Raw genomic sequence first — 22,605 nt, 5'->3', positions numbered from 1 at the left:
CGCCTCAGTTCGCCAGCACCAGCGCCCAATAGACCTTGTATTTGCTGTCAGGCGCATAGGCCGTGGCGATGCCCATGCGCGTCGCCGAGCGGTTCAGCATATTGGCATTGTGCGAAGACGACTGGCGCCAGCCCGAAAAGGCTTCGGCCAAAGTGTGATAGCCAGCCGAGACATTCTCGACCGCGACACCTGCCGTCACCCCTTCCGAGGCGAGCCGGGCTTTCAGTTTCTGCGGCGTGTCGGGCGAGGCGGCGCCCGCCTTCACCATCTCCTGCGCCCGCTGCTGTGCCGCCCGCTGCAAGGCCGGATCGACAGTCAACACCGGCAGACCGTTGTTGGTGCGATAGATCGAGATCATGTCGCGTGCCGCCGCCAGATCGATAGCGGCGCCGGGCTCGGCGAGCGAGCGATAGAAGGCCGGCGTCGCCGATTGCGGCGCCGGCTTCTCGGCACAGCCAGCGACCGCCAGGCCGAGCGCGGCGAGGAAGGGAATACAGGGTGTCATACGGCCGGTGTGAGCAGACAGGGTTAACATTCAGTTACTCAGCTTGACGACGACGGGGGCGGGTGCCGGCGCGTTCATTTCGATTTTCGCGTCGCGCAGGCAACGCAGGATGCTGAAATTGAGGTCGCTGCGCACCTTCGCCGATTTCTCCACATCGCTGACGAAGCAGATGAGTTCGAACTTCAGCACGTTTTCCATCGAGGCGAACACCACGTTCGGCGCTGGTGTTTTCAGCACCATCTCCTGGCCCTTCACCGCTTCGAGCAACACCTCGCGCACCTGATCAGGATCGGCCGCCATGGTGACGACAACCGGAATCTTGATGCGCCCCACCCGGTCGCTGCGCACCCAGTTCTTCACCACGCCGGAAACCATGTTGGAATTGGGCACGATCATCGTCGCGCGGTCGAAGGTTTCGATCTCGGTCGAACGCACGTTGATGCGCCGGACATAGCCCTGTTCGTCGCCGACGACGATCCAGTCGCCGACCCGCACCGCCCGCTCCCACAACAGAATGAGGCCGGAGACGAAATTGTTGACGATCGATTGCAGGCCGAAACCGATACCGATGGAGAGCGCGCCGGCGACGATGGCGATCTTCTCCAGGCCGATGCCGACATGGGCAAAGGCGATGCCCAGCGACAGCAGCACGCCGGCATAGCCGACGCTGGTGCGGATGGATGCGCGCAGACCGAGATCGAGATGAGTGTGCGGCAGCAGGCTGCCCTCGAGCCAGTTCTGCACCGCCCGCGTGATCAGGAAACCAAGGATGAACAGCAGCAGCGCCGAGAAAACGGTCGCCAGCGAAATGGTGAGATCGCCGACCTGGAAGCCGAAGAAGGCGGCGCGCACGCTGCCGAGCATGTCGTCGGATTCGATACCCCACGGCGCCAGAACGAGAAGGGCCGCGACGATCCACAGAATGACGCTGACAAGGCCGCGCAGAACGACGGAGAGCTGCAACAGCCCGTCGCCCTTGAACCCGATGCTGTTCATGATCGCCCGTCCGACGGCGGCCTGCGGCTGGAAAGCCCCGGCCAAACCATCGTCGGCAATAATATGCAGGAGGAAAGCGGCGGCGCCGACGAACGTCACCCAGATCAATTGATCGACGAAGAAGGTCGCCAGCGCGATATAGCCGATCAGCGACGCCCCCAAAATGATGGCGATGACGGCCCAGGCGCAGACACGCCAGATCGCATACCAATCACGCTGCGGCACGATCGGCGGCCCGAAACAATCGTCCGCCGGATCGGGCGGCGGCGCCACGCCATAGAGTGCCCGGATCATCAGGACGGCGACCATCACCGAAACGACGGCCCGCAACAGCACCGACACGCGCACATTGGCGGCGACGAGATCGTTGAAGGCTTCGATGACTTTGAGGCCGGACACGATGAAGGCGACGGCGATGGCGAGCCGCGCCAACCGCTCGACGGTTTCATCGGTCAGATCGAGCAGGCGCCAATCGCCATTGTTGGGCGCCAGCAAGCCACGCACGACACCGGCGGTGATGGCGATGCGGCGCACCGCTTCGAAAATCACCTGCGCCACCGGTTCGGTGCGCGGCGTGACGATGTTGAAAGCGCGCGCCGCCTCGATCAGCAGCATCATCGCCACGATCGGCACGACGGCCGTCACCATCGCCACCCAGATCGCAGCCAGCGCCTTGGCCAGGCGCGTCGGTTCCTTGATCGTCGGCTTGCGCGACAGAATGCGGTTCGCCACTATTTTGGCGATGGCATAGCCAAGCGCGATCGCCGCGACCACGAGCGCCATGAACCAGCCGTTGGCGCCGCGCAATTGCGTCATGGCATTGTCGAGCCAATCGCCGATGACCGAACGGGCCGCTTGCGCATCGCGCGGCAATTCGCTCACCGCCGAAATCCACAGCGACGGGCTGAGAATGCTCGACGACAATTGAAAGAGCGCCTGACGGAAGGTGGCACGCCGGCGGTTGACGATCGAATTGCCGACCTGCTCGGTCTCCACCAGCAGCAAGCGCGCGCGCTTCACCTGCTCGTCGATATCGTTGAAGCGCTTCTGCTGCTCGTCCCGCTCGCCGGCGACAGCGGCGGCCTCGGGCGGTGCGCCCGCCGCCGGCTTGGGACCGAGCTGATCGAGACGGGTCTTGATTTCATCGAGCCGTGGCTGCAATTCGCTCAGCGTGTCCTGGGCCGATTGCGTTACCGGGTCGAGATCGTTGCGCAGGCTCTGCAACGCCGTGTCCGAGATATCCTGACCGGCGAGCATCTTCTCGACGACGGTCAGTTTGGCGCGCGCCGCATCAAGCTTGGCACTGGCGGCCTGGGCGACGGTCGGCTGCTGCTGCGCCGATGCCGGAGCGGCGGTCAGGAGGCAGGTGGCGAACAAAAGGCACACCGCGGCGAGCAGCGGCCGGAACCTCGTGGACAAGTGTCATCTCCCGCGAATCAGCCGCGCCAGTTTAGCGAAGACCCGTTCCGCTCGCGCGACGCTTTCAATCCGTCGAATGTGGTTTTGCCGAGGCGTCAACATAGACATGGCGCCGCTCTTGCCAGTCCTCGACCGCCACCGCTCCGTCCCGGGTTCCCTCCGGCAGATCGCCGAGATAGCGCGGACCGATCGGCGATTTGCCGTGGCCGCCCGGAATATCAAGCACATATTCGGGCACGCAAAGCCCGGAAACACGGCCGCGCAGGGCGCGCATCAAAGCCTGGCCGGTGGCGATGTCGACGCGCAGATGCGACGTGCCGGGCGCCAGATCGGGATGGTGCAGATAATAGGGCTTGATGCGGTTTTCGACGAAGGCGCGCATCAAGGCGGAGAGCGTCTCGATACCGTCGTTGACCCCCCGCAGCAGCACGCTCTGGCTCACCAGCGGAATGCCAGCCTCGACCAGCCGCGCGCAGGCGGCGCGCGCCGTCTCGGACAGTTCGCGCGGATGATTGGCATGCACGGCCACATAGACGGTCTTGCCGCTGGCCCGCAGCGCGCCGATCAGCGCGTCATCGACGCGGCTGGGATCAGCCACCGGCACGCGCGTGTGGATGCGGATGATTTTGACATGGGCGATGGCGCCGAGGCGCTGCATGACCTCGCGCAGCCGCCGGGGCGACAGAAACAGGGGATCGCCGCCGGTGAGGATCACCTCCCAAATATCAGGCGTCGCCTCGATATAGCCGAGCGCCGCCCCCAGGGCCTGTGGGGACAGAATATTGCTGCCGCCATCGCCAACGCTTTCACGCCGGAAACAGAAGCGGCAATAGACCGGGCAGGCGTGCAGCAGTTTCAGCAGCACCCGGTCGGGATAGCGGTGCACGATGCCCTCGACCGGCGCATGCGCCTCATCGCCGATCGGATCGTCCAGCTCCTGCGGCAGCCGGTCGAGTTCGCGCGCGTCGGGCACGAACTGGCGGGCGATCGGATCGTTGGGATCATTGGGATCGATCAGCGCCGCGATATCGGGCGTGATGGCGATCGAATAGACCTCATTGACGCGCGCGACCGCATCGCGCCGATCCGGTCCGATCAGATGGGCATCGAGAAGATCGGCGGCATTGCGCAAGGTGCGGGTGAGGGCAAGGCCAGAGGCTTGGCCAAATGTGTCGTCCATGGTCGCCTATGTAGAAGAGGTGAATTGCCGGGGCAAACCGCCGCTCAATCGCATTTGCGCCCATCATTCATCAAACCGGCCCAAGCTCTCTTTCCGCCAGGACGGGATATGGTTTAGCGAGCGCCGCAATCGGAATGTGCCACGCTTCGCTAATTCTGCGGATCATGTCGAGATTGAGCGCACGCTTCCGATTGAGAACTTCAGAGGCGCGCGAACGCGAACCTAGAACCTCCCCAAGTTCGGCTTGCGAATGTCCCATATCCTCGATCGCGAAAAGGAGGATTTCGATAGGATCGGCCTCCGGCACGGGGTGGAAACGGCTTTCATAGGCCTCGACCAAAATAGAGAGGACATCGAGGCGATCGCGCTCGGGAGAGCCTGCGGGGGCATCCCACAGACTGTCGATTTCCGCGATGGCTGACGCGAGATCATCATCGCTCCGGATAGGATGAATGTCGGTCATTACACTGTCTCCGCGTTGATCTGATCGTATTCTTTGTGCGTGCCGATGAACTTGATCAGAACTCGTTTGTACTCGTAGGAAACCCTGACAATTAGGCGATATTTATTTCCCCCAATGTCGAAAATGATGCGCTTGTCCGCGATGAAATCGACATTGGTTCCAAAAGCCGTTTTGACGTCGGCGGGCGCATTCCATTGCGCGGTGCTGGCGATGGCATACCAAGCCCTCAGCGGTATCTCCGCTTGAGGATGCAAGGCCCAAAACGCCCTTAGGGTGCGAAGCGCGATGACTTGCATGGAAAAGCATTAGCACGTTCCCAGAATGGGAACAACAAAATATTCCCGTTATGGGAACATTTGTTCCCTTCATGGCACCGGCGACCAGATCACCTGTTCGATGCGCTGGGCGCCGGCCGCCAGCATAACCAGCCGCTCGAAACCGAGCGCGATGCCACTGGCCGGCGGCATGGATGCCAGTGCGTCGAGAAAATCCTCGTCCAGCGGGTAGCTTTCGCCATAAATTCTCTGCCGCTCAGCCGTTTCCGCCTCGAAACGCCGGCGCTGCTCGGCCGCATCGGTCAATTCGCCGAAGGCATTGGCCAGTTCGACACCGCAGGCATAGAGCTCGAACCGCTCCACCACGCGCCCGTCGCGGGCGCTGGGCCGTGCCAGGGCCGCCTCGGACAGAGGATATTCATCGAGCACCGTCAGGTGACCAAGCCCCAGATTCGGCTCGATTTTCTCGGAAATTACCTTACTGAAGACGTCCGACCAGGAATCATCTGACGTGATCCGCAGGCCAGCTCCGGCAGCGGCGGCCGCCAGCCCGTCGCGATCATCGAGCAAGGCCAGCAGGTCGATCCCGGCATGGCGCTGAAACGCCTCGGCCACCGTCAACCGCTCGAACGGAGCAAACGGATCGGCGCTCTGGCCGCGCCAGACGAGCACCTGCGTGCCCGCCGCCCGCGCCGCGGCCGCGACCAAGCCCTGACAGTCGGCGATCAATTGGTCATAGGGCGCCCGGGCCCGATACCATTCGAGCATGGTGAATTCCGGATGGTGCAAAGGGCCACGTTCATGGTTCCTGAACACCCGCGAGAGCGCAAAAATCCGCTCCTCGCCCGCCGCCAGCAGCTTTTTGCAGACGAATTCCGGCGAGGAATGCAGGTAAAGCGGCCGCTTTGTCCCGTCCGGATCGATGATTTTCGTGGCAAAGCCAGCGATATGCGCCTCATTTCCCGGCGAAATCTGCAAAATTCCGGGCTCTGCCTCGACAAACCCCGCCTGCGCGAACCACGCTCGGCAGGCGCCGACGATCCCCTGGCGGGCCATCAGAAAGGGCCGGCGGTCGGCATGGAGAGAGGGGCTCCACCAGGGCGAGGCAGCGGGGGGCTGTCGTTTATTGGTCATGGACGGCTAGCGATTCGCGCCTGAATGAGTATTGTGCGCCCGATTTCACCGGGCAGGAGATCTGCCCGGTCATAGGCCGTTCCGGCCTGCACCATCAAGGGCATAGGCCCAAGGCATGGGCCTTGGCCGGTTACATCAAAGGAAGACCCTCGTGAGAGTCATCGCCAGTTCCATTCGCAAAGGCAACATCATCGAGCGCGAGGACGGACAGTTGTATGTCGTGTTGTCGGCCGAAAGCTTCCATCCGGGCAAAGGCACGCCGACCACCCAGATCGACATGCGGCGCCTCTCCGACGGCGTGAAGACAACCGATCGCTACAAGACCACCGAACAGGTCGAGCGCGCCCATGTCGAGGATCAGGATTTCGACTTCCTCTACAACGATGGCGACGGCTATCACTTCATGAACAATGCGTCGTTCGAACAGATCGCCGTGCCCGAAGACACGATCGGCTCCAGCGCCGTCTATCTTCAGGAAGGCATGAAGGTCATGCTCTCGATGTTCAACGGCGTCGCCGTCGGCGTGCAATTGCCGCAGCGCGTCACCTTCGAAGTGGTCGAGACGGAACCGGCGATGAAGGGCCAGACCGCCTCGTCGTCCTACAAGCCGGCGAAGCTCTCCAACGGCGCCCGCGTCATGGTGCCGCCGCACATCCAGACCGGCACGCGCATCGTCATCCAGACGGAAGACGGCGCCTATGTCGAGCGCGCCAAGGACTAAAATAAGGACTAAAGCGCTCCCATCGTGTCAGCCCCCGAACATCTGACGATCGCCTGCGATGGCGCCAGCATTCTGGCGCGGCGCTATCGCAAGGACGGCGCGCCGCGTCTGTTGCTGTCGCACGGCAACGGCTTTGGCATCGACGGCTATCGCAAGTTCTGGGAACGGCTGACCGACGATTACGAGGTCGTCGTCTACGATCTGCGCAACCACGGCCGCAATCCGCTGCATGACGTGGAGCACCACACGATCGAGAACATGGCGATCGACCACGGCCGCGTGCTGGAAGCGATCAACACCGCTTACGGCAAGCGGCCGACGGCCGGCCTGTTTCATTCCGTCTCGTCGATCGCCGCGATCGTGGCGGTGCATCTCTATGCCACGCCTTGGGACGCACTCGTGCTTTACGATCCGCCGCTGATCGCGCCGGATGGCAATGCGCTACGCGCCAATGGACAAGGCGTCGACAATGTCTTTGCCGACAACGCCCGTAAGCGGCAGCATCGTTTCGAGCGCGTCGAGGAACTGGCCGACATCTACAGTGTGCGCCTCGCCCGCGATTGGGTCGAGGGTGCCGCCTTCGACATGGCCGACGGCACGACGCGCCCAGCGGACTCAGGCGGTTTCGAACTGTCCTGCCCTGGCGAATATGAAGCGCGCATCTATCTCAACAATGCGCGCACCGAATCCTGGGCGGCGATGGCCTCGCTGCCGCGCGCCACGACGATGATCCTGGGCGCCGACCCCAACGTGCCCCGCCCGCTCGCCCCCGCCAAGGTCGGGCCTCTAGCCGCCGCCCATCACGGCATCCGCCATGTGATCGTGCCGGGCACCAATCACATGCTGCAGGTGGAAAAGCCTGACGTGTGCGTGCGCGAGACGAAGGCGTTTTTGCGCGAAGTGGGGCTGTAGGGATTTCAGCCGCCGCCTTGGTGTCATCCCGGACACTTGCGCAGCAAGTGATCCGGGAACCAGGGGCGTGTGGCGAAATCTTCGTTGTTGCGAAAGCCGCATCAGCGCCGTGATCGCAGGCTTTACCGCTTGCCCCTGGCTCCCCGATCACGCTGCGCGTGTCCGGGATGAAACCAAGATGCGTGAGAACGATTAAACCTGCTTGTCCGGCCGCGCCGCTTCGAAAGCCGGCAGGGCCTCGCAGGCTTCCGCGATGCGCAGGATCGTCGGATAGGGCGACAGATCGCGCTGGCTCAGCCGCGCATTGGCGACCTGCGGCACGAGACAGGCATCCGCCATGGTCGGCGTGTCGCCATGACAGAAGCGGCCGGTCTGCGTGTCGCTGGCGAGCCGCGCTTCAAGCGCATCAAAACCCGCCTTGCTCCAAATCTCCATCCAGTTCGCCACCGCATCGGGATCATCGGGGAACAGATCGCGGATATGATTGCGCACCCGCATATTGTTGATCGGATGAATGTCGCAGGCGACCATCTGTGACAGCGCGCGCACGCGGGCGCGGCCACGCGCATCGCGCGGCATCACCGGAACTTCCGCATGCATGTCGTCGAGATATTCGATGATCGCCATCGACTGGTTGAGCACGGCACCATCGGAGCACACCAGTGCCGGCACCAGACCCTGCGGATTGACGGCGCGATAGTCCTGCTGGTTCTGCTCGCCGCCGGCAAGATCGAGAAAGATCTCGCGATAGGCGAGACCTTTCAGTTTCATCACGATGCGGACGCGGTAGGCCGCCGAGGACCGCACCGCGCCGTGAACGAGATAAGTGTCGACCATGATCTACTTATAGATTTCGACGGCTGCCTTCAGCATGGCGTCGCGTTCGGTGTAGTCGATCTCGCCCATCAGCTTCACATCCGCATAACGCTTGGCATCCGCATCGGTGAGCTTTTCGGCGACGCCTTTTATCACCGTGCCCATCCAGGCATTGGCGTAGCGCACCTGCGAATCCAATTCGAGGAAATGGTTGATGAAGACCCGCGCGGCGTTCGGATGCGGCGCGCCCTTCAGAATGGCGCCGCGAATGCCCGTATAGGGACAACCGTCGGTCGGCAGCAGCACTTTCACCGGCAGGCCCTTCAGTTCGGACGCGAAGGCGATGATCTGATGGATGAAGATGGCATTCTCGCCGCGTGCGATACGGCGCGAATTGATCTGCAGGTCGCGATTGAACACGAGATCCTGCGTGTTCAGCTTCTTGTGAAACTCAGCGCCGTATTTCTTGAACGTGACGCCGAACATGGTCTGACCGGAGCCAACAGCGCGCATGTCGTCGGCCAGCAATTTGCCCTTGTATTTCGGGTCGAGCAGATCGGTCCAATTCTTCGGCTCGTCTTCCGGCTTGATCAGATTGGTGTTCGACAGCATGCAGACGATCTGGCTCCAGGCCGGAACCGAATATTTGTCGGCCGGGTAGTCGTCGCGCAGATTCTTGGCGTTCGGAATATTGCCAATCTCGGCGATGAAATCGGTCTCGATCTGCTGCTGGGCGATGGAGGCCTTGCCGTGGAATTCGACGTCGGCGACATAGCGCTTCGAGGTCTGCTCGACACGGATGCGCTCGGTCAATTCGCTGGCGCGCGCATCATATTCCTGCACCTTGATGCCGTATTTGCTCTCGAAGGCACGCACCACGTCCTTCCAATGGGCCGCGCCGAGCTGCGCGTGATAGACGACGATCGAACCTTCCTTCTTGGCCGCCGCGACCACCGCATCCCAGTTCTGTTGCGCGTTCTCTTGCGCCTGCGCCGGCAGCGCAGCAAACAGCGCCACAAGGCCTGTGGCGAGCATGCGGTTGAATTTGGCGGTCATTGGTATCCCTCCCACTCCGGAAAATTGGGCCAAGAAAATCGGGCCATGCCACGCAAGCCGGTGCCGTAAGGCAAACCGCATGACGGGTCGGCGCGACATTAACATTGTCAGCCTGCCTGTCTAGCGCGCTGGTTTCATGAAAACGGTTGCGGTAAGATCGCGGCAACCAGAGGGCCGCCAACGCCAAGCTGGCGCAAGCCGCATGACGTTTCAGCACCGCCCCCAAGGAAACGTAAACTCTGGAAACGTGGAAACCAGGAGCCGCTATTTTGGCAATGCCAAACTCCATCTTCGGCCATCCGGCGATTGATTGCGACGTGCATATCGCCGTGCCGAACACCGCTGCCTTGATGCCCTATCTCGATGCCTATTGGTACGACGCCTTTCGCTCGCGCGGCATCGAAAAAACGAGCTTCACGCTGACCGGCGATCCGCCGAACACACCGCTGGCAGCGCGCCCCGATTGGCGCCCGAAGTCCGGCAAGCCCGGCAGCGACCTCGAGCTTCTGCGCAGCCAGGCGCTTGATGGCTTCGGCTCCAGCTTCGCGATCGCCAATTGCCTGTTCGGCGGCATGGCACTGCATAGCGAGGATCTCGCCGCCGTCATGTGCAAGGCGGTCAACGATTGGGTCGCCGACACCTGGCTCGACAAGGAACCGCGCCTGCGCGCCTCGATCCTGGTGCCGCAGCAATCGCCGGAACTGGCCGTCGAGGAGATCGAACGTCGCGCCCACGACAAGCGTTTCGTCCAGATCACTCTGCTCGCCATGGGCAATGAATTGCTCGGCCGCCGCAGCCTCTGGCCGATCTATGAAGTGGCCGTGCGCCATAACCTGCCGATCGGCGTCCATGCTGGCGGCCTCTATCACCATCCGACCCTGAATGGCTGGGGCTCTTTCTTCCTCGAAGATTATGTCGCCAATGCCTTCGCCTTCGAAAATCAGGTGGTGAGCCTGGTTTGCGAAGGCGCTTTCGCCAAATTCCCCGACTTGAAAGTCGTGCTCATCGAATCGGGCGTCACCTGGCTCCCCGCCAGCATGTGGCGCCTGAACAAGACCTGGCGCGGCGTGCGTCCGGAAATTCCCTGGGTAAAGCAGGTGCCGAGTGAATTAGTGCGCCAGCACATTCGCCTCACCTTGCAGCCTTTCGATGAACCGGAAGGCAGCGGTCGGCTGGAGCGTTTCGTCGAACAGATGCAGTCCGATCAGCTCATCTTGTTCTCGACCGACTTTCCGCACTGGCATTTCGACGGCAAGGATGCTCTGCCACTCAGCCCGTCGTCGCCGCTCGCGCCGAAGATTCTCTATCAAAACGCGCTCGATACCTATCCGCGCCTCACCGAGACCACATCGGTTCCGGCCTTCGCGCCGAAGGAGATTTCGCCATGAGCATAGTTACCGCCGAACGGCCGAAAGCCCAGCGCCCGCAGCGCCAGAAACTCAGCGTCGTCGATTGCGACATCCATCCGGGCTTCTCGACACCCGATGAAATCCACCCTTTCCTGCCGGAGCGCTGGCGCGAACATGTGAAGACTTTCGGCGGCCATTATCGCCAGGCCTTCGCCGACACGCTGTCCCATCCGCGCATGGCGCCGGAAGTCTCGCGCGCCGATGCCTGGCCGCCGAAAGGTCCGCCCGGATCCGATCTCGAATTCATGCGCGCCCAGCATCTCGATGCCAATGGCGTCGAATATGGCATGCTGATGCCGCTCAATCGCGGCCCCGGCAATCAACGCAATCTCGGATACGGCGCAGCGCTCGCCACCGCCGTCAACGATTGGCAGATCGCCAAATGGGTGACGCCGGAACCGCGCCTGCGCGCTTCCATCGTCGTGACGCAGGAAGATCCGGAAGCCGCCATCGCCGAAATCGAGAAGCGGGCCGGCGACGAACGCTTCGCGCAGATCATGCTGCCGCCGCGCTCGCTGGAGCCGCTCGGCCGCAAGCGCTACTGGCCGATCTATGAAGCGGCGGTTGCCGCCAAGCGGCCGTTGGCGCTGCATGTCGGCGGCATCAATGGCTATCCCGCCACCGCCAGTGGCTATCCGTCCTATTACATCGAGGAACAGCACACCAATGTGCAGGGCATGCAGCAGCTCGTCACCAGCCTGGTGCTGGAAGGCGTGTTCGAACGCTTCCCGCAATTGCGCGTCGTGCTGGTCGAAGGCGGCATCGCCTGGATGCCGGCGCTGAAGTGGCGGCTCGACAAGCACTACAAGCGCCTGAAGGCCGAAGTGCCGCATCTCAAGCGCCTGCCGTCCGAATATATCCACGACCACATCTGGCTGACGACGCAGCCGCTCGACGAGCCCGACAAGGACAGCGATCTCGCCGAGACCTTCGAACTGGTCGGCAGCGACCGCATCATGTTCTCGACTGACTATCCCCACTGGGATTTCGACGACCCGCGTTTCGTTTTGAGCAAGCTCACCCTGAGCCCGGAGAAACAGCAGGCGATTTTGGCGGGCAATGCCCGAGCATTGTACGGATTGAAGTGATTATGGATCGGCATGTCGTTGCAAAAGTCGCGGATGTTCAACCGGGAGACCGCAAACTGGTCACGGTGAAGGGACGCCCGATCGCTCTATTCAATCTGAAAGGGGAATTCTTCGCCATCGGCGACAAGTGTCCGCACGAAGCGGGCTCGCTCTGCTCAGGCCGTCTCGTCGGCCTGGCCGAGGCCGACGTGCCCGGCGAATATCGCCTGTCGCGATCCGGCGAATTCATCAAATGCCCCTGGCATGGTTGGGAGTTCGACATCCGCACCGGCCAGTCCTGGTGCGATCCGACGGGAACGCGCGTGCGCGCCTACGACGCCAAGGTCGAACCGGGCGCCGAGCTCAACAAAGGCCCTTATGTCGCCGAGACCTTCAAAGTGACGGTCGAGGACGATTACGTCGTCATCAATCTTTGATGTCTCAATATGGGAGGGCTTGAAGCGGCCAGCGTTTACCTCTCGTTAGAGATAATAAATCCTGACCGCCTTCAATTAACTCCCGCGTAAAGTCCACCCCCGATAGTCGACCCGAATACCAAGGTTTCCTGCGCCGGATGGCTCCGGCGCGCACCGGGATGGGTACGGGTTATCGGCGTGATGCGTTGTCGAGTTCTCATTCTTTCCGCGGCCCTTCTCGCCGGCGCCACGAGCGCCCAGGCGCAGGAGTGGTACACGGGCGCGGCGCGCACGCCGCAGAACGACACGCGGCCCAGCGTCGCCATCGACCTGTCGCTGACCGGCAGTTCGCAGGATTCGAAGACCGGCACCCTGATCGGCACGATCGCGCCGTTCAGCAAGCTCGAGGAAACCGGCTTACGCCTGCGCCTTAGCGGCCTGCTCGGCTCTTATAATTATATATCGACCACGGCCGGCGTCGGCCGCGTCCAGGGCACGCAGGCGAGCGGCTCGCTCCTCGTCGGCTATGAATGGGTGACCCGCACCGCCACCTTCGCCGGCTATATCGGCGCCGAAATCAACAACAACAATCTCGACAAGGTCGACATTCAGAACAAATCGGCTGGCATGGCCGGTGGCTTGAAGGTCTCGGCCGATTTCTATGCCAATCCGACCGATTACACGATGGTCTCCGGTGTCTTCTCCTTCTCCACGGCGCATATGTCCTATTATGCTCGCCTGAAGGCGGGTATCGCCATCGTCGATCGCATCTTCGTCGGCCCGGAAGTGCTCTTCCTCGGCGATAATTTCTACAGCCAATGGCGCGCCGGCGCCCATGTCAGCGGCCTGCGATTCGGCGCGCTACAGTTTGGCCTCTCGGGCGGCTATGTCAGCGATCGCGTTCGCGGCACCGGCTTCTACGGCATCCTCGACGCCCGCATCACCTTCTAAGGCGGCCTTTCGTAACAAACGCACGATGGCGTGACGCCTTGTTATGACTCGCCTTTGTGGCCCTGACCGCCATCAAAGAGCGAAACGCATGAGCGGCGATTAACAGACTCTTAACCCGAACCCCTCTCACTGATGGATGCGAAATCAGGTGCTTTGCCGGCATGGGGCAACACACCGTTAACAATAAATATCGCCCGAAATCTGAAGAGAGTCAGGGCATTAAACCCTTCGTTACATCTTTCCCAGTAGGGTTAACGGGTCGCGTTGGAGTCGGGTTAGATGCATGTTGTGTTGCGTACCGCAGCCTGGTTGACGTCCGGACTGGCCGCGGTCCTGTTTTTGACTCAGCCTGTCAGTACCGGCGCGCAATTCACGCTCGGCTGCTTCGTCATCGTCGCCATGATCGCGGTGTGGAAGTTCAGCCACGGCAAACTCTCGCGACAAATCTTCCTGGCGCTCGGCACGTTCGTGGTCCTGCGTTATCTCTATTGGCGTTTCACCAGCACGTTGCCGCCGGCAACCGACATGATCGGCTTTTCTCTCGGCCTCTTCCTGCTCCTTGCCGAGATGTATTGCGTGATGATCCTGTTCATCAGTCTGATCATCAACGCCGACCCTTTGAAGCGCCAGCCGCTGCCGCGCGAGGAAGACACCGAACTGCCGACCGTCGACGTGTTCATCCCCTCCTACAACGAAGACGAATATATTCTCGCCACCACCATGGCCGCCGCCATGTCGATGGATTATCCGCGCGAAAAGCTGACCGTCTGGCTGCTCGATGACGGCGGCACCGATCAAAAGTGCAACGACCCCAATCCGGCGAAAGCCGAAGTGGCGCGTCAGCGCCGCGCCGATCTGCAGGCGCTCTGCGCCCAGATGGGCACGAAATATCTGACGCGCGCCCGCAACGAACATGCCAAGGCCGGCAATCTCAACAACGGCCTGAAAGCCTCGCGCGGCGAGGTCGTCGTCGTTTTCGATGCCGATCACGCGCCCTTCCGCGCCTTCCTGCGCGAGACCGTCGGCTATTTCGCCCGCGATCCGAAACTGTTCCTGGTGCAGACACCGCACGTCTTCCTCAATCCCGATCCGATCGAGAAGAACCTGCAAACCTTCAACCGCATGCCCTCCGAGAACGAAATGTTCTATTCGGTGACGCAGCGCGGCCTCGACAAATGGAACGGCTCATTCTTCTGCGGCTCGGCCGCCCTGTTGCGTCGCACGGCACTTGAATCGGTCGGCGGCTTCTCCGGTGTCACCATCACCGAAGACTGTGAAACCGCGCTCGATCTGCATTCCTCGGGCTGGACCAGCGTCTTCGTCGACAAGCCTTTGATCGCCGGCCTGCAACCGGAAACCTTCGTGTCCTTCATCGGCCAGCGCTCACGCTGGGCGCAGGGCATGTTCCAGATTCTCATCTTGAAGAACCCGCTGTTCAAGCGCGGCCTGCATGGCATTCAGCGCCTCGCCTATCTCTCCAGCATGTCCTTCTGGTTCTTCCCGCTGCCGCGCCTCACCTTCATGCTGGCGCCGCTCTCCTACATTTTCTTCGACGTAAAAATCTTTGTCTCCAACGTCGACGAAGCTTTCGCCTATACGACGACCTATATCGTCGTAAACTTGATGCTGCAGAACTACCTCTACGGCAATGTGCGCTGGCCGTGGATGTCGGAACTCTACGAATATCTGCAAGGCGTTTTTCTCTCGAAGGCCCTGTTCTCGGTCGCGCTCAGCCCGCGCAAGCCGACGTTCAACGTCACGGCCAAAGGTCTGTCCCTCGACAACGATCATATTTCCGAACTGGCCTGGCCGTTCTTCGCCCTGCATGGCCTGTTGTTCGCCGGCGCGTTGATGGCCGCCTGGCGCTATATGTTCGAGCCCGGCGTCAGCGATCTCATGCTGGTGGTCGGCGCGTGGAATGCGTTCAATCTGATGATCGCCGGCGTCGCCTTGGGCGCGGTCGCCGAGCGCAAGCAGCTCGACCGTCATCCGCGTCTCATCATCGACCGCCGCGGCGAGATCGAAATCGACGGCAAGAAATATCCCGCCAAGATCGTCAACGTCTCGGCGGGCGGCTGCGCCATCACCTTCGAAGACGAGGCGCCGCCGCAGGCCGATGAAGGCGCCGTCGGCCGCTTGAGCATCACCCCGATGGGCGAAATCATCACGACGGAAACCCTGCCGGTGCTCATGAAGCCCGGCCGCTCGGTGAACGGTGTCGTCGTTCACGGCCTTGCCTTCGCCGACCTGACGCCGCGCGAATATTATGTGCTCGCCGATCTGATGTATGCCGATTCCGATGCCCTGCCGCGCTTCCTGGCAACGCGTCGCTCGCACAAGAATGTCTTCTCGGGCACGTTCGAATTCATCTGGTGGGGCCTGCTCGAACCGTTCCGCGCTTACTCGTACCTGCGCAAGGAAATCGGCGGCCGCAAGACTGTCGAGAAGACGGAAACCTCGCCGGAGATGTCCGTCGAAATGCTGAAGAAGCTCGTCGAAATGGCCAACGGCGGCAAGCCCGCCGCCAACGACGGGAAGCCGATCGAAACCAAGGCTGCGTGACACAGGATCAAGGGACCAGACACAAGAAAATGCTGATCAGCAGGTCCATATCGTTTGCAGCGACGCAAACGCTCGCGGCGGTCATGCTCATGGCCGCGAGCACCCTTGCGCCTGCGCAGCCGATATTCACGACGGCACCGCCGAGCCTGCAACGCCTGCAGCCGACGTCACCGCAACCGACCGAGACCGCGCCGCAAAAGCCCTCCGATCTCTATGGCGTGCAGCAGTTGCGCCGCTCGCTGCCACCGACCGCCAGCACCGAGACGCGTCCGCCGCCGCGTCAGATTCCGCTCGGCCCCACACCTGCGCCGGCTGAACAACCCGCGACCGCACAATTGCCGGCGCCCGTTGCACCGGCCCCTGTTGCGCAAGTCCCTGTTGCACAAGTCCCTGTTGCACAAGTCCCCGTTGCTCCCGCGCCCGTCGCGCAGGCTCCCATTGTTCAGCCGTCGCCGGCCGCGCAGCCGGCACCGATCGCGCAAGCCCCCATCGCGCAGGCGCCCACCGCGCCGACATCCGGCATGGCGCCCCTCGCCATTCCGGTGACGCCGCAAATGGCGGCGCCGAAACCGTTTACGCCGACAACCCAGCCGAAGCCGACCATCGCCACGCGCGGTGGATCGCTGAAGGAAAATGGCGTTCTGCTGCGCCACCTCGCCAACAATGTGCAGGGCTTCCGCCTGTCCGGCGAAATCGGCTCGTCCGAATGGCCCCTCTATCTCACCGAGAACCAGATTCAGCGCGGCCTGAAATTCCAGATCGGCTTCCTGTCGGCGGTCTCGGTCATGCCGGAGGCCTCTTATCTGACGTTGATGGTCAACGATCAGACGGTCGGCCGCACCAATATCACCGGCTCGCGCGGCGTGCGCACGGCCGTCTTCGATATTTCCGACGGCCTGATGAAAGCGGGTTTCAACTCGATCCGCATCATGGCCGAGCAGCGCCATCGCGTCGATTGCTCGCTCCAGGCGACCTATGAACTGTGGACGCAGATCGATCCGACCCAGACCGGCCTGGTGCTGAGCGGCACCGGCGCCGTCACCAATATCGCCGATCTCGCCGCTCTGCCGGTCGATGAGCAAGGCGCCATGCCGATCCGCGCCGTCATCCCCGGCAAGACCAGTGTCGCCAGCATCGATCGCGTCATGCGTGCGACCCAGATGCTGGCGCTGCATGGCCGTTTCCAGCAGACCTCCGTCGATGTCGGCCCGCTCGCCGACGGCCTGCATGGCATCAATCTCGCCATCGGCACCATCAACGACATCGGCAGCCAGCTCGGCGCGATGAATGTCGGCCAGGTGCTGGGGCCGCGCGTCGTCATCATTCCCGCCTCCGGCGGCAAGCGCACCACCGTGGTCTTCACCGGCCGCACAGAAGAAGACGTCAACGCGGCGCTGCGCCAGTTTTCCATTTCGTCGGAGCTGAAGGGCACGCCGCAAGGCATTCGCGCCGCGCAGGCTTTCCCCGGCTATCGCCTGTTCGGTGGCGAGCGCGTCAAGCTGCGTGACCTTGGCGTGATCAGCCAGGAATTCAGCGGCCGCATGTTCCGCGTCGGCTTCAATATCGTGCTGCCGCCGGATTTTTACTCCGCCGATTATGCGAAAGTGACGCTCGATCTCGCCGGCGGCTATGCGCCGGGCCTGCGCACCGGCGCGCAGATCGTCGTCAACGTCAACACGCGCACCGCCGTCAGCCTGGCGCTGCCGAAGAGCAGCGGCGACGTCTTCCAGCGCAATCCGATTCCGCTGCCGCTCGGTAGCCTGCGGCCAGGCCTCAACCGCATCGAAATCGAAGCGCAGCTCGCCGTGCCAAGTGACACCGCTTGCGATCCTATCGCCGCCATTTCCGGCCGTAAGCGTTTCCTGCTGCTCGATTCGACTGAGATCGAACTGCCGAAGATCGCCCGCATCGGCCGCATGCCCGATCTCGCGGTGACAGCGACCGGCGCCTTTCCCTATGCCAGCGCCGAGAAGCGCCCGGTGCTTTATGTACCGGCACCGAGCAAGGAAGCGATCGGCGCGGCGGCGACGCTCGCCACCCATCTCGCCACCTCGGCCGGAAAGCCGATCGACTTTGAATTGACCTTGAACGAGCCGACACCTGAACAAGGCCCGGCCCTGATCGTCGCACCGGCGCTGTCCGTCCAAAACGACACTTATAAGTCCGTCGGCCTGCAGCAGCAGATCATTCTCGACAACTGGAGCGAAGCGGTGAACGCGGAAGTCGCGCCGCAGAGCGAGCAACTGTCGCGCACCGAGGCGATGGCACGCCACCGCCTCGTCCTGCAGCGCAACTTCCCAGCCGCCTGTCACATGCCGACACCGCAAGGCGGCTTCCGCAGTGCCGAGGCCTCTGCCAAATTCCAAATCGATCCGACCGCCGTCGGCGCCATCGGCGATGCCGACAAGGGTCTTTACGACGAATGGGATTCCAACATTCGTAATCAGGACGGCATGTTCGGCAAGGCGCTCAACACCTATCGACGCGCGCTCGATTGGGGCAGCTCGCTTTACGGCGACACCCGCAATTGGATCGGCGATCATTTCGAAGTCCGCGTCCGCCGTCCCGTGCTGACCCGACAGGCCTCGTTGGTCATGGCGCAGGATCTGACCGGCAGCACGCCCGACAGCGTGCGCACGTTGGTCACCGCGCCCAATGCCGCCATGCTCGCCCAATCGGTCAACTGCCTGGTCGATCCGCGCGTCTGGCAGCAGATCAGCGGCAAGGTTTCCGTGTTGAACGCCGCCGAAGGCGCCATCGTCGACATTCCCGTCGAGAACGCCCGGCTGGTGGCGACACAACCGCTCTCCATCGACAACATGCGCCTGATCGCTGCCGGCTGGTTGTCGCTGAATCGAAATATTTACGTTCTGTTGGCCTTCATACTGGCGCTGGTTCTGGCGTGTGCCACGCACTGGTTCTTGAAGGGCGTGGGTCGGAGTACATGATGCGTATCCTGAAGGCGATCGCGACCGCCTCTCTGTTGCTTGCGTCTTCGACGATCGCGTCCTGGGCGCAGGCACAGGGCGTGACGCCGGCCAATGTGCCGGTGAGCGAACCGCGACGCGTTCTGTCTCTCGACGCCCGCGCCATGCCGCTCGGCGGCACGTTCAAGGCGGTGCAATATTGGCAGGCCTATAAAGCGCGCTTCGTCACCAACACCGGCCGCGTCGTCGATACCGCCAACGATCTCATCAGCCACAGCGAGGGCCAGGGCTATGCCATGCTGCTGGCGGTGGCCGCCAACGACCGCCCGACCTTCGATCGTATCTGGACGTGGACGCGCGCCAATCTGATGGTACGCGACGATCAGCTCATGGCCTGGCGCTGGTCGCCCAATCATCGTCCCGGCGTGTCCGACATGAACAACGCCAGCGACGGCGACATTCTCGTCGCCTGGGCGCTCGCCGAAGCGGGCGAGCTTTGGGCCGATGTCTCTTATTATATTGCCGGGCGGCGCATCGCCGTCGAGGTCGGCCGCAAGCTCGTTCTGTTCAAGGCGCAACAAGGCGCGCTGCTCTTGCCCGCCGTCAACGGCTTCTCGGCCGGTGATCGGCCTGATGGCCCCGTGATCAACCTGTCCTATTACGTCTTCCCCGCCTTCGCGCGGCTTTATCTCGTCGCGCCGGAGCTCGACTGGAACGGACTGACGCAGACCGGTCTCGATCTGATGAAGGCGGCGCGCTTTGGGCCGCAAAGCCTGCCGACCGAATGGATTTCCATCCGCGACAACGGCATCAAGCCGGCCGACGGCTTTCCGGCGCAGTTCTCCTATAATTCGATCCGCATTCCGCTCTACATGGCCTGGGCTGGCGTCGGCGATTGGGACAGCTATGCGCCCTTCTATGCCTGGTCGACGCGCAAGCGCGGCAGCGTCGCCGCGATCGAAGTGAGTTCCGGCCGCGAGGTCGAACAGCTTGGCGAAGCCGGCTATTCCAGCATCGCCGCGCTCCTGTCGTGCGCCGTCGATCAGGCGCCGATCCCCGCCAATCTCCGCGCGCCGCGCGATGCCGATAACTACTATCCGACGACGCTGCACATGATGGCGCTGCTGGCGATTCAAATGAGGTATGCTTCATGCCTCAGAAACTGAAATCGCATCTTCTGAGCCTGGGCCTCTGCGCAGCCGCCTTCATCGCGGCGCCGGTGGCGTTTGGTCAGAGCGATTTCATTGTCGAGGGCGCGCGGCCGCGCCCCGGCATCGCGCCGACGCCTGCCCCGAACAACCGCCCCATCGACGCGCCGCGCGCCACGCCGCAAGCGATCCAACCCGTTCCAGGGCTCGGCCTGCCGCTTGGCCCCGGCGACACGGTCGACGATTCCGCTCTGCGTTATTACGCCTCGCTCAATCAGACCCAGCGCGTGCAAACGGAAATGCGCCGTCTGCAACGGCTTTATCCAGGCTGGGAACCGCCGGCCGATCTCTATGAGCAGAACAGAGCAGGTGGCGAAGACGAGCAATCCTTCTGGGATCTGTTCGCCGCCGATCAGCTCGACGATCTGAGAGCCGCCATCGATCTGCGCATGCGCGCCGAGCCGGGCTGGCAGCCCTCAGCCGAGCTGACGCAGAAACTGGCGCGCAAGACCTTGCGCAATCAGATCCTGTCGCTCTTCAACGGCGGCAAGCTGCAAGACCTGCTCGACATACTCAAGAAAGACAATTTCAATCCGGAAGAGACCGACGTCGACGTCCTCTGGGCGGTAGCCGAGGCCTATGCCAAAACCAAGCAGACCCAGGACGCGGTTCAGACCTACAAATCGATCCTGACGATGAACCGTGAATCGGACGTGCGGCTCGCCACCATCCAGAAGGCGATGGCGGCCTTGCGCATGTCCGATGTCGAGCCGCTGATCGCCATGGGCCGCGCCAACGAATGGGCGCCGATCCAGACCGACATCACACGCATGCGCATCAGCGCCTATCTGCATGACGAGCGCAAAGACGAAGTGCCCGGCACTGAGCTGAAAGCCTTCGAGGATTACGCGCGCAGCGCCAGCGATCCCAATCAGGCCGGCCTCGTCGCCTGGTACTATTACAAGGCGAAGGCTTTCCGCGAAGCGCTGGAATGGTTCAAGCTGGCGTTGGAACGCGGCGGCGATGCGATGATCGCCCATGGCCTCGCCCATTCGCTGCGCGAACTCGGCATGTATCGCGAGACCGAGGAAGTCGCCTATGCCTGGCGGCAGCCGCTGATCAACAACGCCATCCTGTTCATCGATATTCTGGAGCGCGATCTCACCAAGGAGATCCCGCCCTATATCGAGCCGGAACGGCTGCTACGTTACGCGCAGGTGACGATGGATCTGGGTTCCGGCGAAGGTGCCCAGGCGCTCGGCTGGTACGCCTATAATGCCTGCCAGTTCGACACCGCTTACGAATGGTTTTCGCGCGCCGCCGCCTGGTATCCGAAGGAAGGAACCATCTACGGCCTCGCCGTTTCGGCACGCCGCACCAAGCGGATGAAGGACTATGTCGAACTGATCAATCGCTACGACGGCCTGTTTCCGAAAGTCGTCGAACTGGTCTTCCCCGACGGCATCCGCCGCCCGCCGACGCCCTGCGATCTGCAGAGCGCCTCGCCGAAACAGCGCCAGCAGATGCTGAACAGCTATTACGCGACGCAGAACGCCTATGCCGGCCAGCAGAACATGTATCTCGGCCAGCAGGCGCCACGCGCTGCTGGCCCGGGCCCCGGTGGCATGCGCAGCGGCAACGTGCAGCAGTTCACGCCGATGCAGCAGGGCTATGCGACGTGGCAGACGGCGGCGGCGCCGATGCCGAAATTGAATCCGCAGGAATTCCCCGTCGCCATCGGCCCGGAGAATCCGCTGCGCTTTGCTTCGTCGGGCCGATTGTTCGGCAAGCCGATGGCGATCGCCGCCAGCGGCACGATGGCAATGACGCCGATGGCGCCTGAATATTATCGTGGCCCCTTCCCGCTTGTGGCGCGCCGTGTGCCGGGCGTCGGCGCCATGCCCTATGAACGCTATGGCTTCGCTCTGCTGCCCGGCTGGAACGGCGCCACCCAGGCGAGCGAACCGCATACGGCGGAGAAAGCACCGGACGGCACGATCTGGACGACGCAGCAGGCGGAAGATGCGCGCGCTACGCGCGGCACGTCGCAAGGCGCTGGCGGCGACGGTGTGCGCCAGGACCTCGAAGGCATCGCCGGCATGCTCGGCCAATTGCCGCGCGTGCCGCCACCGGCCGCGGCGACCGGCACCTCGGCACCCTTCATGCCGATCCAACAGCAGCCGACCATGCAGCAATTCTCGCCGGGCGGTGGCCGCCGTTCGCAGATCGACATGACGCCGACGGGCGGCGTGACCAGGATCGCACGCAGCATGAGCGACCCCAAACGCTCCTCGCCGGCGGCCCGCACCCTGTCGCTGCTGGCGTTCCTGGAGCCGCGCCCGACCGATCCCGATGCGCTGCCGGCCGCGCCAATGCGCGCACCACTCGCCAAGGTCAGCGACGACGCCGGCCGCGAAGCGGTCGCGCGCTACAACGACAAGAATTACGCCGCCGCACTCGCCATGCTCGACCGTCGCGCCAAAACTCTGTTCGAGCCGCTGGAGCTGCGGCTCGTGCGCGGCTGGTCGCTGCTCAATCTCGGCCGTCTCGGCGAGGCCCGGCAGGTCTTCGACCATCTTAATTCGCCGCCGCCGCTCGCCACGGCGGAATTCATCGTCACCACGCCCACGCAAGAGGAGGGCCACTAA

Annotated in this window: 18 protein-coding genes; 10 read left to right on the top strand and 8 right to left on the bottom strand. The window is 62.8% G+C overall.

The features are described from left to right. Positions 1–4: 4 nt before the first annotated feature. From OIM99_RS07870 to epmA, 6 genes are all read right to left on the bottom strand, one after another. Positions 5–535 (bottom strand): CAP domain-containing protein, encoded by a 531-nt coding sequence (locus tag OIM99_RS07870; RefSeq protein ID WP_311849780.1) that lies wholly within the window; start codon positions 533–535, stop codon positions 5–7. Continuing rightward, the gene (locus tag OIM99_RS07865) at positions 536–2,920 is read right to left on the bottom strand and encodes a DUF3772 domain-containing protein (RefSeq protein WP_311849779.1); all 2,385 of its coding nucleotides are present in this window, start codon (positions 2,918–2,920) and stop codon (positions 536–538) included. A 64-nt stretch (positions 2,921–2,984) separates the two neighbouring features. Continuing rightward, positions 2,985–4,100: a lysine-2,3-aminomutase-like protein gene (locus OIM99_RS07860; protein ID WP_311849778.1), complete on the bottom strand. Its 1,116-nt coding sequence runs from the start codon at positions 4,098–4,100 to the stop codon at positions 2,985–2,987. Positions 4,101–4,170: 70 nt separating this feature from the next. Beyond that, complete coding sequence (locus OIM99_RS07855) at positions 4,171–4,563, bottom strand: transcriptional regulator (RefSeq protein ID WP_311849777.1); 393 nt, start codon at positions 4,561–4,563, stop codon at positions 4,171–4,173. After that, on the bottom strand, positions 4,563–4,859 hold the full coding sequence (locus OIM99_RS07850) for a type II toxin-antitoxin system HigB family toxin (protein ID WP_311849776.1): 297 nt from the start codon (positions 4,857–4,859) through the stop codon (positions 4,563–4,565). The genes OIM99_RS07855 and OIM99_RS07850 overlap by 1 nt, the downstream gene beginning before the upstream one ends. Before the next feature lie 69 nt (positions 4,860–4,928). Further along, positions 4,929–5,972: an EF-P lysine aminoacylase EpmA gene (epmA, locus tag OIM99_RS07845; RefSeq protein WP_311849775.1), complete on the bottom strand. Its 1,044-nt coding sequence runs from the start codon at positions 5,970–5,972 to the stop codon at positions 4,929–4,931. 151 nt (positions 5,973–6,123) lie between these two features. On the opposite strand from epmA, the gene efp reads away from it, so the two are divergent. Continuing rightward, complete coding sequence (gene efp, locus OIM99_RS07840) at positions 6,124–6,693, top strand: elongation factor P (RefSeq protein WP_311849774.1); 570 nt, start codon at positions 6,124–6,126, stop codon at positions 6,691–6,693. A 24-nt stretch (positions 6,694–6,717) separates the two neighbouring features. Continuing rightward, on the top strand, positions 6,718–7,605 hold the full coding sequence (locus tag OIM99_RS07835) for an alpha/beta hydrolase (protein WP_311849773.1): 888 nt from the start codon (positions 6,718–6,720) through the stop codon (positions 7,603–7,605). Positions 7,606–7,797: 192 nt separating this feature from the next. Here the strand turns inward: OIM99_RS07835 and maiA are convergent, their stop codons facing one another. Beyond that, positions 7,798–8,442, bottom strand: a complete 645-nt coding sequence (gene maiA / locus OIM99_RS07830; RefSeq protein WP_311849772.1) for a maleylacetoacetate isomerase — start codon at positions 8,440–8,442, stop codon at positions 7,798–7,800. A 3-nt stretch (positions 8,443–8,445) separates the two neighbouring features. Continuing rightward, complete coding sequence (locus OIM99_RS07825; RefSeq protein WP_311849771.1) at positions 8,446–9,477, bottom strand: extracellular solute-binding protein; 1,032 nt, start codon at positions 9,475–9,477, stop codon at positions 8,446–8,448. Positions 9,478–9,752: 275 nt separating this feature from the next. Between OIM99_RS07825 and OIM99_RS07820 the strand changes: the two genes are divergently transcribed. The 8 genes from OIM99_RS07820 (at position 9,753) to OIM99_RS07785 (ending at position 22,605) form a co-directional block, all read left to right on the top strand. Continuing rightward, positions 9,753–10,865: an amidohydrolase family protein gene (locus tag OIM99_RS07820; protein ID WP_311849770.1), complete on the top strand. Its 1,113-nt coding sequence runs from the start codon at positions 9,753–9,755 to the stop codon at positions 10,863–10,865. Then, complete coding sequence (locus OIM99_RS07815; RefSeq protein WP_311849769.1) at positions 10,862–11,974, top strand: amidohydrolase family protein; 1,113 nt, start codon at positions 10,862–10,864, stop codon at positions 11,972–11,974. The genes OIM99_RS07820 and OIM99_RS07815 overlap by 4 nt, the downstream gene beginning before the upstream one ends. Positions 11,975–11,976: 2 nt before the next feature. Continuing rightward, positions 11,977–12,390, top strand: a complete 414-nt coding sequence (locus OIM99_RS07810; RefSeq protein ID WP_311849768.1) for a Rieske (2Fe-2S) protein — start codon at positions 11,977–11,979, stop codon at positions 12,388–12,390. 180 nt (positions 12,391–12,570) lie between these two features. Continuing rightward, a complete protein-coding gene (gene bcsS / locus OIM99_RS07805; RefSeq protein ID WP_311850370.1) occupies positions 12,571–13,320 on the top strand; it encodes a cellulose biosynthesis protein BcsS in 750 nt (249 codons plus the stop codon). A 279-nt stretch (positions 13,321–13,599) separates the two neighbouring features. Beyond that, complete coding sequence (gene bcsA, locus OIM99_RS07800) at positions 13,600–15,882, top strand: UDP-forming cellulose synthase catalytic subunit (protein ID WP_311849767.1); 2,283 nt, start codon at positions 13,600–13,602, stop codon at positions 15,880–15,882. Between the two features lie 89 nt (positions 15,883–15,971). Then, entirely contained in the window at positions 15,972–18,830 is a 2,859-nt protein-coding gene (locus OIM99_RS07795) for a cellulose biosynthesis cyclic di-GMP-binding regulatory protein BcsB (RefSeq protein WP_311849766.1), read from the top strand. Then, positions 18,830–19,975, top strand: coding sequence for a glycosyl hydrolase family 8 (locus tag OIM99_RS07790; RefSeq protein WP_409371485.1), 1,146 nt, complete (start codon positions 18,830–18,832; stop codon positions 19,973–19,975). Before OIM99_RS07795 ends, OIM99_RS07790 begins: the two co-directional genes overlap by 1 nt. Beyond that, complete coding sequence (locus OIM99_RS07785; protein WP_311849764.1) at positions 19,960–22,605, top strand: hypothetical protein; 2,646 nt, start codon at positions 19,960–19,962, stop codon at positions 22,603–22,605. The genes OIM99_RS07790 and OIM99_RS07785 overlap by 16 nt, the downstream gene beginning before the upstream one ends.

The sequence above is a fragment of the Methylocella sp. CPCC 101449 genome (genome assembly GCF_031921685.1).
Lineage (GTDB): Bacteria > Pseudomonadota > Alphaproteobacteria > Rhizobiales > Beijerinckiaceae > Terripilifer.
The sequence above is the reverse complement of the archived record's forward strand: the minus strand, read 5'-3'. Positions and strand labels throughout refer to the sequence as shown.